The sequence below is a fragment of the Sphingomonas sp. MM-1 genome, from assembly GCF_000347675.2.
GTDB classification, from domain to species: domain Bacteria; phylum Pseudomonadota; class Alphaproteobacteria; order Sphingomonadales; family Sphingomonadaceae; genus Sphingomonas_E; species Sphingomonas_E fennica.
The window spans coordinates 2,368,409-2,383,270 of sequence record NC_020561.1 but is presented as its reverse complement, the minus strand read 5'-3'; the positions used below and the strand labels follow the sequence as shown (position 1 = coordinate 2,383,270).

Genomic DNA, 14,862 nt, shown 5'->3' with positions numbered 1-14,862 from the left:
CCGGGCCGGCGCACCACCGCGCATGGAACCTGACGGCGCATCGACCATATAACCTCCATGCGGCAATCGATCGCCTGGATACGGCCTCAAGCGGAAGGCATTTACCTGCCGGAAGCGGATGCGTGGATCGATCCGTCCGTGCCGGTCGCCCGCGCGATCGTCACCCACGGCCATGCCGATCATGCCAGGGGCGGCCATGGAAGCGTGCTCGCGACGGCCGAGACGCTGGCGATCATGGAAACCCGCTACGGGCCGCAGAACGGCCAGGCCATCGCTTATGGCGAGACCGTGCGGCCGGGCGGCATGTCGGTGCGCTTCGTGCCCGCCGGCCATGTGCTGGGATCGGCCCAGATCGTGCTGGAACAGGCGGGCACCCGCATCGTCGTCTCCGGCGACTATAAGCGCCGCCCCGATCCGACCTGTGCGCCCTTCGAGCCTGTGCCGTGCGACATCTTCGTCACCGAGGCCACGTTCGCCCTTCCGATATTCCGCCATCCCGATACGGGATCGGAGATCGATCGGCTGCTCGCCACCCTCCATGCCAATCCCGATCGCTGCGTGCTGGTGGGCGCCTATGCGCTCGGCAAGGCGCAGCGGGTGATCGCGGAACTGCGAGGGCGCGGGCATGACGCACCGATCTTCATCCACGGCGCATTGCAGCGGCTATGCGATCTCTACCGGCAGTTCGGGGTGGATCTCGGGCCGCTGGAACCGGCGACGGGCAGGGCCGCCGCCGATATCCGGGGCCATGTGGTGCTGGCGCCGCCATCCGCCCTCAACGATCGCTGGTCCCGGCGCCTGCCCGATCCGGTCACGGCCATGGCATCGGGCTGGATGCGCATCCGCCAGCGCGCGCGCCAGCGGAACGTGGAATTGCCGCTGGTGATATCCGACCATGCCGATTGGGATGAACTGACCGGCACCCTGCACGAAATCGCGCCGGGGGAGGTGTGGATCACCCACGGGCGCGAGGATGCGCTTGCCCATTGGTGCGCGACCCGCCAGATCAGCGCCCGCGCGCTGGACCTGGCGGGCCGCGAGGACGAGGACGATTAGGCCTCCGTCCAGGCCTTCTCGGCCGTCACGCCACCTTCTTGCCGGCGACGATGCCCAGCACGACGAACAGCAGGAACAGGGCGATGGCCACGACGAACAGGATCTTGGCGATGCCGACGAACGCGCCGCCGATCCCGCCAAAGCCCAGCAACCCCAGAATCGCGCCCAACACCAGGAAGATCAGCGCCCATTTCAGCATCTATTTTCTCCCAACGGCTTCATGCGTGAACAACGCCGGCTGAATCAGCCCGTTCCATCATCGTGGAAGGATTATCCTGATCCTTTTGCCGATATCTCCGGGGAATCCATCTCTCGCGGAAGGCGCAAGAACCCATGAAGGTTACAATAAATACACATATATTATCAGGCGAATCCGATCACCTCTCCGGATTCACCGATGAAATCACCGAAAGACGACGTATAGTCATTTCACACGCTCAACGAACGACGCGTGAAATGAGTCGGCGGATTTTACATAGTCGATTCCACCGGAATCGGATTATCCTTGAAATACAGATATTCACCATGTTGGCACGCGCCATGCATCTATGTCGTCGGTTTCGACAGGAGAAGCGCCGTGTTGAAGAAAGCTTTGCTTACACTTGCCGCCTGCACCGCCGTTGCGCTGCCCGCGCACGCAGCCATCGTCGTATCCAGCGTGCCCGGATCGGATCCCTATGCGGGGCCGGCGCCGACCTATAATTTCGACAGCCCGACGGCGGCCTGGGACGGATCGGTCTTCTTCGATTCGCTCAGCGGCCATCGCGCCCAGCCCTTCGGCAGCACCGGCGGCTATGCCTCGGTCGGCGCCGATCCGGATGGCGGCGTGTCGCCCGGCACGCTCGACGTGACGGGTCCCAACGCGATCCTTTCGCTGAGCTTCATCTGGGGTTCGATCGACGACTACAACCAGGTCGAGTTCCAGGATGCGCTGGGTAATGTGCTGGCGACCTTCACGGGCGGCTCCGACGGCATCGCGCCTGCCGACGGCAACCAGACGAGCGCCGATTCGAACCGGCTGGTGACGTTCACCATCACCGGCGACGATCGGACGAACCTGGCCAAGCTGGTCTTCACCTCGGGCGGCCAGAATGCGTTCGAGTTCGACAATGTCTTCATCGAACGCCTTCCTCCCCAGAACAACCCGGTTCCCGAACCGGCGACCTGGGCGATGATGATCGCGGGCTTCGGGCTGATCGGCGCGTCCATGCGTATCCGGCGGACGCGGGTGTTCTTCGCCTGATCCTTTCGAATATCGCGCGAGAAAAGCGCCGTCGGTCAGGGGGCCGGCGGCGCTTTTTCTATTTCATCTTCGATATGTGCGGGATCGGCGGGCTCATGACCGCAGCGCCGATATCCTCCGGGGTGGAAAGCTAATCCGGGCGGCGCCGGCCTCTCGCCGCCGCCAAGAAAAAGGGCGGGCCGCCATGGCAGCCCACCCCTTCCGCCGGTGAACCGGTTGACCGGAAGGCCGGTCAGGCGCCCTGGCTGGCCTCGAACAGGAACCAGGCTCGGCGTTCGGCACGGTCGGTCCAGTCGTCGAGCACGCCGCTGGTCGCATTGTCCTTGGCGGCGTCGACGATATCCTTCGCCTCGTGGAGCTTCTCCACCAGCTTCAGATTGTCGTCGCGCAGCTCGCGCAGCATGTCGCCTGCGGGCACGAAATCGGCGTCATTATCCTTGATCGACTGGAGGCGCGCGATGTGCCCGATCGAGCGCAGCGTGGTGCCGCCCGTCTTGCGGATGCGCTCGGCAATCTCGTCGGTCGTGCCGAGAATATCGGTCGCCTGATCGTCCAGCATCAGGTGATAATCCCGGAAATGCGGGCCGGAGACGTGCCAATGGAAATTCTTGGTCTTGAGGTACAGCGCGAAGCTGTCCGCCAGAATCGCATTCAGCGCATCCGCGACATTGCTCACCTGATTGCTCGCCAGGTCGGTCGGGGTCGCGAGCTTGGGCTTGGCCTTGGGCGTCTTCGCCATGAATGTCCTCCTATTGGGCGGCTGAGTTTATCGATTCGCGTCTCTAACGATCAAGATAGGAAAAGGTGGCAGGCGATGCCCGCTTTTTCGCGCGGCATTTCTTCGATCAATCTGATCGGAAGGGCAGGAAAAGCAAGGGCGATCAATGCGCCGCCCCCCAGCTTTGGCCGGTGCCGATCTCCACGCCCAGGGGCACGCTGAGCCTCACCGCCGGCTCCGCCGCGCCCGCCATCACCGCGCGGATGACCGCGCTCGCGGCCTCGACATCCTCGGGCGGCAGCTCGAACACCAGTTCGTCATGCACCTGCAGCAGCATGCGCACCTGTTCCAGCCCCGCCGCGTTGAGCGCCGGCCCCATGCGCGCCATCGCCCGCTTGATGATGTCGGCGCTGGTGCCCTGGATCGGCGCGTTGATCGCCTGCCGCTCGGCCGCCTGCCGCTCGCCCTGCTTGGCCGAACGGATGCCCGGCAGATGCGTCTTGCGGCCGAAGAGCGTGGTCACATAGCCCTTGTCGCGCACGGCGGTGAGCGTTTCGGCGATATAGTCGCGGATGCCGGGGAAGCGATCGAAATAGCGGTTGATCATCGCCTGCGCCTCCGCCCGGTCGACGCCCAGCCGGCCGGCGAGGCCGAAGGCGGAGATGCCGTAGAGGATCGAGAAGTTGATCGTCTTGGCCCGGCCGCGCGTATCGCGGTTGACCTCGCCGAACAGTTCCTGCGCGGTGAGCGCGTGGATGTCCTGCCCGTCGGCGAAGGCGGCCTTGAGCTGGGGCACGTCCGCCATGTGCGCGGCGAGCCGCAGCTCGATCTGCGAATAATCGGCCGACAGCAGCACATAGCCCTTGTCCGCCACGAAGGCGTCGCGGATGCGGCGGCCGATATCGGTGCGGATCGGGATGTTCTGGAGGTTGGGATCGGTGGAGGACAGCCGCCCCGTCTGCGCCACCGCCAGGCTGAAGCTGGTATGGACCCGGCCGGACGCGGGATTGATCTGCGCCTGCAGCGCATCGGTATAGGTGGACTTCAGCTTCGAAAGCTGCCGCCAGTCGAGCACCTTGGTGGCGATTTCCACGCCGTCCTCGGCCAGCCGCTCCATCTCGTTCACGTCGGTCGAATAGACGCCGGACTTGCCCTTGCGCCCGCCCTTCAGGCCCAGCCGGTCGAACAGCACCTCGCCCAGCTGCTTGGGGCTGCCGATGGTGAAGGGGCCGCCGGCAAGCGCGTGGATCTCGCCCTCCAGCACGGCGATGCGAGTGGCGAATTCGCCGGAAAGCCGGGCCAGCTCCTCGCGGTCGACGCGGATGCCGGCCATCTCCATTTCGGCCACGACCGGCACCAGCGGCCGATCGACCAGCTCATAGACGCGCGTCGCCTCCTCCCGCGCCAGCCGGGGCTTCAGCTTCCGCCAGAGCCGCAGCGTGACGTCCGCATCCTCGGCGGCATAGGCCGTGGCGCGATCGAGCTGCACCTTGTCGAAGCTGATCTGGCTCTTGCCCGTGCCGCAGACATCCTTGAACGCGATCGGGGCGTGGCCGAAATGGGCGACCGAAAGCTCGTCCATGCCATGCCCGCGCAGGCCGGCGTCGAGATCGTAGCTGAGCAGCATCGTATCGTCATAGGGCGCGACATCGATGCCGTTGCGGCGGAACATGATCAGATCATATTTCAGATTCTGGCCGATCTTGAGCACGCCCGGATGCTCGAGCACGGTGCGGAGCTTCTCCAGCACCAGCGCGCGCGGCAACTGGGGCGGCACCTCGCTCAGCAGCCCATCGCCGCGATGGCCGATCGGGATGTAGCAGGCCCTGCCCGGATCGACCGAGAGGCTGATGCCGACCAGCTCGGCACGGATGCAATCGATGTCGTCCGTCTCGGTATCGACCGCGACCGCGCCGGCGGCGATCGCGGCGGCGATCCAGCGATCCAGCGCCTCTTCCGTCACCACCGTTTCATAGGCGGCATGATCGAAGGCGGGCTGCTCCGCCGCCTCAAGCGCGGCCGGCTGGGCGGCGGCCGGCGCCGTCACCGGCGGCAGCGCGGCGGCGGGCGGGCGATAATCATTGCCGCCGCCATCGACCTTCAGCAGCAGCGACTTGAAGCCCTGATCCTCGAGGAAGGCGCGCAGCGGCTCCGGCGGCAAACCCTTGAGCGCGAGATCGTCGAGCGGCTCTGGCAGCGGAGCATCGCATTTCAGGCGGACCAGCTCGCGGCTCATCCGGGCATTGGCCGCGTGATCGATCAGCGACTGCTTGAGCTTGGGCTTGCGGATCTCCTCCACCGAGGCGAGCACGGTTTCGACGTCGCCATATTGCTGGATGAGCTGGGCGGCCGTCTTCGGCCCGATGCCGGGGACGCCGGGAACGTTGTCGACGCTGTCGCCCATCAGCGCCAGCACGTCGCCGAGCTGCTCGGGCGGCACGCCCCATTTCTCGATCACCTCCTCGCGGCCGATGCGCTTGTTGGCCATGGTATCGAGCATGTCGACGCCGGGGCGGACGAGCTGCATCAGATCCTTGTCCGACGAGACGATCGTCGTCGCCCAGCCGGCGGCCTGCGCGGCCTCGACATAGCAGGCGATGATGTCGTCCGCCTCCAGCCCCTCGGTCTCGATGCAGGGGACGGAGAAAGCGCGGGTCGCGACGCGGATCAGCGGGAATTGCGGGATCAGATCCTCGGGCGGGGGCGGGCGGTTCGCCTTGTAGCCGTCATACATCTCGTTGCGGAACGTGCGGGACGAGGCATCGAGGATGACGGCGAGATGGGTCGGCCCATCTGCCTTGTGGAGATCGTTGACCAGCTTCCACAGCATCGTCGTGAAGCCGTAGACGGCGCCGGCCGGAACGCCGTGGCGATTGGTGAGCGGCGGCAGCCGGTGATAGGCGCGGAAGATATAGCCCGAGCCGTCGACGAGATAGAGGTGGTTGGAAGCCATGGCCAATCGTCTAGCCCAAGCCGGCCGCGCCATCCACCGTCATCGCGCAGCGGAGAGGCCGTCGGGGAGGCCGAAAATCCTGCCTAAAATTTAGGCGAAGTTGAGGAAGTTGAGGATTGCGAGCGGTTTTTCCACCTCCCCCGCAAGGGGCCGTGATCGATCGTGAGAAAGAGCCAAAAATGGCGAATTCCGGCCATTTCCGCTTCCGTTCATAGCATCTCGGTGGGGCTGTAGGACAGCGGCGAGCGCAACCGGCGCGGGCGGGCAGCGTGACGCTGGGCTGGCTCGGGTCACGCCGCGCGGACGGACATCTCGCCTCCGGCCTCGTCACCCCCGAGCCGGGAAGCCGGGGAAGAAGCCTTCGTTCTTTCTCCCCTCCCTGGAAGGGAGGGGCTGGGGGTGGGTTCCGCCGGGGCAGTCGGCGGCCCTAGCAGGGATCGCCTCAGCCACGCCTTCGGGATCCCTGGCTCGGCATCCATCCTTCGCTTACGCCGACATCGCTTGTCGCACGATGGACCCTGAAACGAGTTCAGGGTGACGATTCCTTCGTGTCGCCCAACTCCTATCCTCTCGATGGCTGTTGGCTCCGGACCGATGGCCCCACAACCGGTCAATCCCGCGAAGGTGGGAGCCGGAGGCCAGCCTAGCTAATCATGGACGCGGTTGGCTCGATTGAGCCGATAGCTCCCGACACAATGGATTCCCGCCTGCGCGGGATGACGGTTGGGGCCGACCCGGAAAGGCCCGCTTCGGCAGCGCGGCAGACCGCGCCGCCGTCGCTACCCGACGGGATCACGGCACCAAAATCGTGTCCTGCGCGTCGATCAGCGTGTCGGGATAGTCGAGCGTGTAGTGGAGGCCGCGGCTTTCCTTGCGGCGGAGGGCGGAGCGGATGATGAGTTCGGCGACGTCGACGAGGTTGCGCAGCTCGATCAGGTCGGGGGTGACGCGGAAATTGCCATAATATTCCTCCACCTCGCGGCGGAGCAGGCGGATGCGGTGGTGGGCGCGCTCCAGCCGCTTGGTGGTGCGGACGATGCCGACATAATCCCACATGAAGCGGCGGATCTCGCGCCAATTATGCTGGACGATCACTTCCTCGTCCGAATCGGAGACGCGGCTTTCGTCCCACGGGCGGATCGGCGGCGGGGCCGGCAGATCATCCCAGTGGCGCATGATGTGGCCGGCCGCCGCCTCGCCGAAGACGAGACATTCGAGGAGCGAGTTGGAGGCGAGGCGATTGGCGCCGTGCAGGCCCGACTGCGTCACCTCCCCCGCCGCATAGAGGCCGGGCAGATCGGTGCGGCCCTTGAGGTCCACCACCACGCCGCCGCAGGTATAATGCTGCGCGGGCACCACCGGGATGGGCTGGGTGGTGATATCGATGCCGAGGCCGATCAGCTTGGTATAGATGTTGGGGAAATGTTCGCGCACGAAATCGGCCGGCATGTGGCTGATGTCGAGGTGGACATAATCGAGGCCGAGGCGCTTGATCTCATGATCGATGGCGCGCGCCACGATATCGCGCGGCGCCAGTTCGGCGCGCGGATCGAAATCGGGCATGAAGCGGTGGCCGGTCGTCGGGATCTTCAGATGGCCGCCCTCGCCGCGCACCGCCTCGGTAATCAGGAAGTTCTTGACCTCCAGATTGTAGAGGCAGGTCGGGTGGAACTGCATGAATTCCATGTTCGAAACCCGCGCGCCCGCGCGCCAGGCCATGGCGATGCCGTCCCCCGTGGCCCCCCTGGGCGCGGTGGAATAGAGATAGGCGCGGCCAGCGCCGCCGGTGGCGAGGATGGTCGCGCGGCCGGTGAACAGCTCCACCCGGCCGTTGCGCCGGTTGAGCGCATAGACGCCCCAGACATGGCCTTCGCCCGAATAACGCTGGCCGTGCCGCCCGGTGGCGAGATCGATCGCCACCATATCGGGCACGAGGGTGATGTTGGGATGATCGCGCGCCGCATCCTCCAGCGCCTGCTGCACCGCCCAGCCGGTCGCATCGTCGACATGGACGATGCGGCGGTGGCTGTGCCCGCCCTCGCGCGTCAGGTGCCAGCGTTCGGATTCGCCGGGGTTGAAGGGCACGCCCAGCGCCGCCAGCCGCTCGATCGCGGCGGGCGCGTTCTCTACGACATATTCCACGGTCGCGCGGTTGTTGAGGCCCGCGCCGGCGATCATCGTATCCTCGACATGGGCGTCGAACGTGTCGCCCGGTTCCAGCACGGCGGCGATGCCGCCCTGGGCGTGCGCGGTCGACCCTTCCGAAAGCGCGCCCTTGGCGAGGACCGCCACGCGATGGCTGGGCGCGAGGTTGAGCGCGGCCGTCAATCCCGCGGCGCCGGAGCCGATGATGACGACATCGAAAGCGTGGTTCTGATCGGTCAAGGCAATGCTCTCTTCCCGCCCGCCGCGGCGCGGGCGGCCTTGCGGGGGTCAGCCGTTCACAGCCCGGGTGAGGTTGAGGAAGACGTCCTCCAGATCGGCCTCGCGGGTGGAAACGTCGACGATGCCGAGGCCTTCGCCCTGCAGCGCCGCCAGCACGCCGCCGGCGTTCAGGCGATCCTTGTTATAGGTGATAACGACGGTGCGTTCGCCCTTCAGCTCGATCTTGTCGAAGAAGGGCGAGGACGGCACCGTCGCGAGATCGCGATCGACTGTGACCTCGACCACCTTTTCCCGCGCCATGCCGACGAGCTTGCGCGTCGGTTCGTTGGCGATGAGCTGGCCGTGGTTGATGATCGCGATGCGATCGCACAGTTCCTCGGCCTCCTCGAGATAATGGGTGGTGAGGACGACGGTGACGCCGCCGCGGTTGAGTTCGCGCACATAGGCCCAGAGCTGCTGGCGCAATTCCACGTCCACGCCGGCGGTCGGCTCGTCCAGCACCAGCACGGGCGGCGAATGGACCATCGCCTTGGCGACCAGCAGCCGCCGCTTCATGCCGCCCGAAAGCGAGCGGGCATAGGCATTGGCCTTGTCGTCGAGATGGACGGCGCGCAGCAGCTCCATCGAGCGGCGCTGGCTTTTCGGCACGCCATAGAGGCCGGCCTGGTTCTCCAGCGTTTCCAGCGGAGTGAAGAAGGGATCGAACACGATCTCCTGCGGCACGATGCCGATCGATCCCTTGGCGTTGCGCGCGTCGCGATCGATATCGAAGCCCCAGATCTCGGCGGTGCCCGAGGTCTTGTTCACCATGCCCGACAGGATGTTGATCAGGGTGGACTTGCCCGCGCCATTGGGGCCGAGCAGGCCGAAAATCTGGCCGCGCGGCACATCGAAGCTGACGCCCTTCAGCGCCTGCTTGCCGCCGGCATAGGTTTTGGCGAGATCGATGATGCGGATGGCGGCTTCGGTCATGCCGGGGCTTTAGCCGGCCGGAGCCGGGCGCGCAAAGGGAGTCGGCGATTCGGGTGCCAGGCGGATGGGCCCGGAGCCTTCGCGGCCTTTTCCCGAGCATCCCGCTAACCATGTTCCTTCACACGATGTTTACCCGCGCGCGCGCAGATGGGCGGCATGTTTCACCAGCTCCACCTCCGCCGATCGCGCCGCGCGCTTGCCGCCGCCGCCATGCTGGCCGCGATGCTGGCGACGCTGACCACCGTGCACCCCGCCCGCGCGGCCACCGTTCCGGCGCATCAGACCGCTTGAACCGCGGCCCACGGCTGCGCTAGGGGGAAATCCATGCTGCCGCCGCCCGAATCCGTCCGCGTCTCCACCGCCCGCGTCGCCTGCGACGGGGCTTCCGACATTCCCGGCGGGGCCGCGCTCGGCCATCCGCGCGTGTGGATCGAGATCGACGAGAAAGGCTATGCCGATTGCGGCTATTGCGACCGCCGCTTCATCCTGATCGGCGGCCCGGCCGATAAAGGCGCCGGCTCCGGCCACTGATCCTCCCTTCGACTTTGCCGGGGACATGCCTATATCGGGGGGCATGAGCATCTTCCCCGATCCCCGCCGCTTCCTCTATCGCGACAATGCGCTGGACCCCGATGGCGCGCTGCGCCTGACGGCGGACGCGCTGAAGGGTTGCGACGACGGGGAGCTCTACCTGCAATATGCCGCGTCCGAGAGCTTCGGCTTCGACGACGGCCGGCTGAAGACCGCCGATTTCAACACGCAGGCGGGATTCGGCCTGCGCGGCGTTTCGGGCGAGACCACCGCCTTCGCCCACGCCAACGAGATCAGCGAGGCGGCGATCCGCCGCGCGGCCGAGACGATGACCCTGCTCGATCCGGCCAAGGGCGCCAGGGCCGCGCCGCCGCGCCGCACCAACGCCGCGCTCTACACCACCGAAAATCCGCTGAACCTGGTGCCCTTCGCGAAGAAGGTGGCATTGTGCCAGCAGATCGACGCGGCCGCCCGCGCCCGCGACCCGCGCGTGGCGCAGGTGACGGTGGCGCTTTCGGGATCGTGGAGCGTGGTGGAGATCGTCCGGCCCGACGGCTTCGTCGCGCATGACGTGCGGCCGCTCGTGCGCCTCAACGTCTCGATCGTGGCCGAACAGAACGGGCGGCGCGAGAGCGGCTTCTTCGGGCTGGGCGGCCGTTATCTCTATGACGACCTGTTCGCCGAGGCGAACTGGAACCGGGCGATCGACGCGGCGCTGGCCCAGGCGCTCGTCAACCTCGAATCGGTGCCGGCGCCGGCCGGCGAGATGACGGTGGTGTGCGGCCCCGGCTGGCCCGGCGTGCTGCTGCACGAGGCGATCGGCCACGGGCTGGAGGGCGATTTCAACCGCAAGGGCAGCTCCGCCTTCTCCGGCCGGATCGGCGAGCGGGTGGCGGCGCCCGGCGTCACCGTGGTGGACGACGGATCGATCGCCGGGCGGCGCGGATCGCTCACCATCGACGACGAGGGCACGCCCACCCAGCGCAACGTGCTGATCGAGGACGGCATCCTCGTCGGCTATATGCAGGACCGGCTGAACGCCCGGCTGATGGGCGTGCCCGCCACCGGCAACGGCCGGCGCGAAAGCTTCGCCCATGCGCCGATGCCGCGCATGACCAACACCTTCATGCTGGGCGGCAGGGACGACCCGGCCGGCATCATCGCCGGCGTGAAGAGCGGCATCTACGCCACCAGCTTCGGCGGCGGGCAGGTGGACATCACCTCGGGCAAGTTCGTCTTCTCCTGCACCGAGGCCTATCGCATCGAGAACGGCCGCATCGGCGCGCCGATCAAGGGCGCCACCCTGATCGGCGACGGGCCTTCCGTGCTGACCAAGGTGCGCGCCATCGGCAACGACATGGCGCTGGACGAGGGCATCGGCATCTGCGGCAAGGGCGGCCAATCGGTGCCGGCGGGCGTGGGCCAGCCGACGCTGCTGATCGAGGGGCTCACCGTAGGCGGAACGGCGGCCTGACCATGCCGGCGATGATCACCGTCGCCAGCTACAACATCCACAAGGCGGTCGGCACCGACAGGCGGCGCGATCCGGCCCGCATCCTGAACGTGCTGCACGAGATCGACGCCGATATCGTGGCGCTGCAGGAAGCGGACCTGCGCTTCGGATCGCGCACCTCGGCGATCCCGGTGGACATGATCGCCGAGCATAGCAGCTACAAGCCCGTCGATTACGATATCCGCCCCGGCGGCATCGGCTGGCACGGCAATGCGATATTGGTGAAGCGCCATGTGGAGATCGTCGCCCACGCGCCGATCCACCTGCCGGTGATCGAGCCGCGCGGCGCGGTGTGGGCGGACCTCAGCATCCATGGCCGGCCGATCCGGGTGGTGGGCATGCACCTCGATCTTTCGGGCCTGTGGCGGCGGCGGCAGGTGCGCTCCATCCTGGCCCAGCTTGCCGAGCGCGCGCCGCAGCCGACGGTGATGATGGGCGACCTCAACGAATGGGCGAAGACCGGCGGCTGCCTTGCCGAATTCGCCGCCGGCGGCTTCCGCACGCTGGACACGGGCCGCAGCTTCCACAGCCGCCGCCCGCTCGCCAGCCTCGACCGCATCCTGATCGACCGGCAGTTCACGCCGCGCGACTGCGGCGTGCACCGTTCGGCCCGGTCCTCGGCCGCGTCCGATCACCTGCCGATCTGGGCGCGGCTTTCCATCTGATCCGTCCGCCTCGGCCTGACGCGGAGCGTCTTTCGGGGGGCGGGGATTCCAAATCCGTCATTCCCGCGCAGGGCATCCATGGAAGGCGGCTGGCCCGATTGAGTCGATAGCGCCCGACACAATGGATAAGCTGCGCTGGGGATTAGCTGCGCTGGCCTATGGCTCCCGCCTGCGCGGGAATGACGGATTTGGGCTATGTCGGCGGGCCGTTTCTACTCCAAGCGAAAGCAAAGCGCAGGCTTCCTGCCGATCGTTCCTCCGCGCCGCCTAGCCTTTCGCTTTCTCCGCCCGCTTGCGTTCGGCCGCCTCGTCATAGCCGGAGGAGGGCGCCGGGTCCTTGCCCTTGGCGGGCTGGGTGAGCGAGGGTGCATCGGAGGTGGGGAAGCTTTCGTCGAGCGCCACATCCAGCTTGGCGTCCTCGTCCGATGGATCGCGGCGCAGGCGCCGGTCGTCGCTCGCATCGTGCGCGGTCCTGATCTTGGTGGTGGGATAGTCATCCGTGCTCGGCTTGCCGCCATGTGCGTCCATCATCCGATCCTCTCGGCCATTCGTGTTGGAGAGCACGGCCCCGGCTCGTATCGGGGCCGATCCGAAGGCCCGCATTCCGGCCTCTCGTTTGGACAAAAACGCGCGGCGACAGGGGCATGTTCCGCCGGTGCAACCGGGGCGTTCAACCTGAACTTTCGATGAACGTAGGGCCGGGTTCGACGGACGGCGGCGACACGCCACTCCCGATTAAGGCAGGGAGCGTTATAGATGGACGATGCATAACGATCACGACGAGTCTTCCAAGGTCCAGATCAGCCACCGCGTCGCCCTGCTCTCCATCGTCGGCTTCTGGCTTTTCTATTTCACGATCATAACGCTGCGCGGTGCCGGGCTGGGTTACGATCATCAGGTGGTGATGCTCGGCTATCGCGCCGTCGTCACCCTGATCAGCATGGGGATCACCTTCCTCGTCTACCTGATCCTGCGGCGGGTGGTGGGCCGTTCGCTGAAGCATGCGATCGCGGCGGCGGCGCTGCTCGCGGTGCCGGCGGCGCTGACCTATGCGACGGTCAACTGGATCGCGTTCGAGCATCTCGACCGCCATTTCCCCAGCAAGCATGATCGCAAGACCACCAAGGTCATCATCGAGAAGGGCGAGGCCCCGCCCGCGCCGGCCGCGCCGCCCGCCTTGCCCGGCGGCGTGATGGCACCGCCCGCCCCGCCGTCGCCGCCCGCGCCGTCGGCCAGCCGCCAGGTGACCATCCAGGTGGGCGGCGACGAGGAGGACATGACCGACGAGGAAAAGAAGCCGATCATGGTGATCGCCGATCAGGGGGCGAATGGCTTCTTCTTCTTCTCCTGCTGGGCCGCCCTCTATCTCGCGCTCTGCTATGCCGCCGCCGTGCGCGGGGCGGAGCGCGAGACGGCGAGCTTCCGCGCCGCCGCCCAATCGGCCGAGTTGCGCGCGCTGCGCTATCAGGTGAACCCGCATTTCCTGTTCAACACGCTCAACTCCCTCTCCTCGCTGGTGATGACCGACAAGAAGGCCGAGGCCGAGCGGATGATCATGAACCTTTCCACCTTCTTCCGCACCAGCCTGACCGGCGACCCGACCGAGGATGTGCCGCTTTACGAGGAGATCCGGTTGCAGCGCCTCTATCTGGACATAGAGGCGGTGCGCTTCCCGGACAGGCTGAAGGTGGAGGTGGAGGTGCCCGATCCGCTGCGCACCGCATGCGTGCCGGGCCTCATCCTCCAGCCGCTGGTCGAGAATGCCGTCAAATATGGGGTTTCGCGTGCGCGCCGTCCGGTTACGATCCGCATCAAGGCCCGCGAGGATTCGGACGGGCTGGTGCTGACGGTGGAGGATGATGGGGACCCGATGCCGGAAAATGAGATGAACGGCGGCACGGGCGTGGGCCTGCGCAACGTGCGCGAACGGCTGGCCGCCCGCTTCGGCAGCGACAGCAGCTGCCGCTGGGGGCCGCTGCCGGGCGGCGGCTTCGCCGTAACCCTGTTCCTGCCGCTGTCGCGCCATGGCTGCTGATACCGCGCCCGAACGCGCGCTCCGCACGCTGATCGTCGATGACGAGCCGCTGGCGATCGAGCGGCTGCAGATCCTCTGCGCCCAGACCGACGGCATCGACCTTGTCGGCACGGCCAGCGACGGCGAGGCCGCGCTGCGGCTGGTGGAGGCGCTGAAGCCGGACCTGCTGCTGTGCGACATCGCCATGCCGGGGCTGGACGGCATGGGCGTGGCGCAGGCGCTGGAAAAGCAGGCGGACCGGCCGGCGATCATCTTCTGCACCGCCTTCGACCAGTTCGCCGTCGCCGCCTTCGACGTGGCGGCGGTCGATTATCTGCTGAAGCCGGTCTCTGGCGAGCGCCTGAGCAAGGCCGTCGCCCGCGTGCACGAGAAACTGCGCCAGCCGCCGACGGAAAAGCCGCAGCCGACCGGCTGGACCGAGGAATTCTGGGTGCCGCACCGATCGGAGATGATCCGCGTCGCCGCCGCCGATATCGACCGGATCGAGGCGGAGCGCGATTATATGCGGCTGCATATCGGCCAGCGCAGCTTCCTGCTGCACCAGACGATCAGCGAACTGGAACGGCGCCTGGACCCCAACCGCTTCATCCGCCTGCACCGATCGACCATCGTCCGCCGCGATCATATCGCCAAGCTGCGCCACGACGGGCTGGGCGTGTGGCATGCCGACCTGGCCGACGGCACCGAGGTGCGGATCGGCCGCACCTATCTGCAGGCCGCCAAGGCGATCACGGGGCGCTGAGGGCCGGTTTCCAGCCGGCACGGGCCCATGAATAAGCGCCCCCGGGGCA

14 protein-coding genes are annotated in these 14,862 nt (G+C 66.9%); 8 read left to right on the top strand and 6 right to left on the bottom strand.

What is annotated here, in order from left to right; translation table 11 throughout:
* The first annotated feature begins 57 nt into the window (after window positions 1-57).
* Window positions 58-1,056 (top strand): ligase-associated DNA damage response exonuclease, encoded by a 999-nt coding sequence (locus tag G432_RS11440; RefSeq protein ID WP_015458984.1) that lies wholly within the window; start codon window positions 58-60, stop codon window positions 1,054-1,056.
* 25 nt (window positions 1,057-1,081) lie between these two features.
* Here G432_RS11440 and G432_RS22565 read toward each other — a convergent pair whose 3' ends face one another.
* Window positions 1,082-1,255: a DUF1328 family protein gene (locus G432_RS22565; protein WP_015458983.1), complete on the bottom strand. Its 174-nt coding sequence runs from the start codon at window positions 1,253-1,255 to the stop codon at window positions 1,082-1,084.
* A 378-nt stretch (window positions 1,256-1,633) separates the two neighbouring features.
* Between G432_RS22565 and G432_RS24085 the strand changes: the two genes are divergently transcribed.
* Window positions 1,634-2,299, top strand: coding sequence for an Npun_F0296 family exosortase-dependent surface protein (locus G432_RS24085; RefSeq protein WP_187293997.1), 666 nt, complete (start codon window positions 1,634-1,636; stop codon window positions 2,297-2,299).
* Window positions 2,300-2,531: 232 nt separating this feature from the next.
* On the opposite strand, the gene G432_RS11425 is transcribed toward G432_RS24085, so the two are convergent.
* From G432_RS11425 to G432_RS11410, 4 genes are all read right to left on the bottom strand, one after another.
* Window positions 2,532-3,038, bottom strand: coding sequence for a Dps family protein (locus G432_RS11425; protein WP_015458981.1), 507 nt, complete (start codon window positions 3,036-3,038; stop codon window positions 2,532-2,534).
* 142 nt (window positions 3,039-3,180) lie between these two features.
* Complete coding sequence (polA, locus tag G432_RS11420; protein ID WP_015458980.1) at window positions 3,181-5,970, bottom strand: DNA polymerase I; 2,790 nt, start codon at window positions 5,968-5,970, stop codon at window positions 3,181-3,183.
* Window positions 5,971-6,762: 792 nt separating this feature from the next.
* The gene (gene nadB / locus G432_RS11415; protein ID WP_015458979.1) at window positions 6,763-8,355 is read right to left on the bottom strand and encodes an L-aspartate oxidase; all 1,593 of its coding nucleotides are present in this window, start codon (window positions 8,353-8,355) and stop codon (window positions 6,763-6,765) included.
* 48 nt (window positions 8,356-8,403) lie between these two features.
* Window positions 8,404-9,327 carry an ABC transporter ATP-binding protein gene (locus G432_RS11410; protein ID WP_015458978.1) on the bottom strand — a complete coding sequence of 308 codons (924 nt, stop codon included), beginning with the start codon at window positions 9,325-9,327 and terminating at the stop codon, window positions 8,404-8,406.
* 147 nt (window positions 9,328-9,474) lie between these two features.
* Between G432_RS11410 and G432_RS23720 the strand changes: the two genes are divergently transcribed.
* From G432_RS23720 to G432_RS11395, 4 genes are read left to right on the top strand one after another with little or no spacing between them, the layout of a single operon-like run.
* Window positions 9,475-9,618, top strand: coding sequence for a hypothetical protein (locus G432_RS23720; RefSeq protein ID WP_187293996.1), 144 nt, complete (start codon window positions 9,475-9,477; stop codon window positions 9,616-9,618).
* A 33-nt stretch (window positions 9,619-9,651) separates the two neighbouring features.
* The gene (locus G432_RS11405) at window positions 9,652-9,858 is read left to right on the top strand and encodes a zinc-finger domain-containing protein (protein ID WP_015458977.1); all 207 of its coding nucleotides are present in this window, start codon (window positions 9,652-9,654) and stop codon (window positions 9,856-9,858) included.
* A 43-nt stretch (window positions 9,859-9,901) separates the two neighbouring features.
* Window positions 9,902-11,332 carry a metalloprotease TldD gene (tldD, locus tag G432_RS11400; protein WP_015458976.1) on the top strand — a complete coding sequence of 477 codons (1,431 nt, stop codon included), beginning with the start codon at window positions 9,902-9,904 and terminating at the stop codon, window positions 11,330-11,332.
* Window positions 11,333-11,343: 11 nt separating this feature from the next.
* A complete protein-coding gene (locus tag G432_RS11395; RefSeq protein ID WP_041865357.1) occupies window positions 11,344-12,036 on the top strand; it encodes an endonuclease/exonuclease/phosphatase family protein in 693 nt (230 codons plus the stop codon).
* A gap of 267 nt (window positions 12,037-12,303) precedes the next feature.
* Here the strand turns inward: G432_RS11395 and G432_RS11390 are convergent, their stop codons facing one another.
* Window positions 12,304-12,567, bottom strand: a complete 264-nt coding sequence (locus tag G432_RS11390) for a hypothetical protein (protein WP_236626767.1) — start codon at window positions 12,565-12,567, stop codon at window positions 12,304-12,306.
* A gap of 232 nt (window positions 12,568-12,799) precedes the next feature.
* Between G432_RS11390 and G432_RS11385 the strand changes: the two genes are divergently transcribed.
* Together G432_RS11385 and G432_RS11380 are read left to right on the top strand one after the other, a co-directional pair.
* Window positions 12,800-14,071 carry a sensor histidine kinase gene (locus tag G432_RS11385; protein WP_015458973.1) on the top strand — a complete coding sequence of 424 codons (1,272 nt, stop codon included), beginning with the start codon at window positions 12,800-12,802 and terminating at the stop codon, window positions 14,069-14,071.
* On the top strand, window positions 14,061-14,813 hold the full coding sequence (locus tag G432_RS11380) for a LytR/AlgR family response regulator transcription factor (protein WP_015458972.1): 753 nt from the start codon (window positions 14,061-14,063) through the stop codon (window positions 14,811-14,813). The genes G432_RS11385 and G432_RS11380 overlap by 11 nt, the downstream gene beginning before the upstream one ends.
* Window positions 14,814-14,862 lie beyond the last annotated feature (49 nt).

What these genes read in the sequence shown, in the direction of transcription:
- G432_RS11395 (WP_041865357.1), top strand. Translation starts at nt 11,344, where the DNA reads ATGATCACCGTCGCCAGCTACAACATCCACAAGGCGGTCGGCACCGAC.
- polA (WP_015458980.1), bottom strand. Translation starts at nt 5,970, where the DNA reads ATGGCTTCCAACCACCTCTATCTCGTCGACGGCTCGGGCTATATCTTC.
- G432_RS11425 (WP_015458981.1), bottom strand. Translation starts at nt 3,038, where the DNA reads ATGGCGAAGACGCCCAAGGCCAAGCCCAAGCTCGCGACCCCGACCGAC.
- G432_RS11410 (WP_015458978.1), bottom strand. Translation starts at nt 9,327, where the DNA reads ATGACCGAAGCCGCCATCCGCATCATCGATCTCGCCAAAACCTATGCC.
- tldD (WP_015458976.1), top strand. Translation starts at nt 9,902, where the DNA reads ATGAGCATCTTCCCCGATCCCCGCCGCTTCCTCTATCGCGACAATGCG.
- G432_RS11440 (WP_015458984.1), top strand. Translation starts at nt 58, where the DNA reads ATGCGGCAATCGATCGCCTGGATACGGCCTCAAGCGGAAGGCATTTAC.
- G432_RS11390 (WP_236626767.1), bottom strand. Translation starts at nt 12,567, where the DNA reads ATGATGGACGCACATGGCGGCAAGCCGAGCACGGATGACTATCCCACC.
- G432_RS22565 (WP_015458983.1), bottom strand. Translation starts at nt 1,255, where the DNA reads ATGCTGAAATGGGCGCTGATCTTCCTGGTGTTGGGCGCGATTCTGGGG.
- G432_RS11405 (WP_015458977.1), top strand. Translation starts at nt 9,652, where the DNA reads ATGCTGCCGCCGCCCGAATCCGTCCGCGTCTCCACCGCCCGCGTCGCC.
- G432_RS23720 (WP_187293996.1), top strand. Translation starts at nt 9,475, where the DNA reads ATGGGCGGCATGTTTCACCAGCTCCACCTCCGCCGATCGCGCCGCGCG.
- G432_RS11385 (WP_015458973.1), top strand. Translation starts at nt 12,800, where the DNA reads ATGCATAACGATCACGACGAGTCTTCCAAGGTCCAGATCAGCCACCGC.
- G432_RS11380 (WP_015458972.1), top strand. Translation starts at nt 14,061, where the DNA reads ATGGCTGCTGATACCGCGCCCGAACGCGCGCTCCGCACGCTGATCGTC.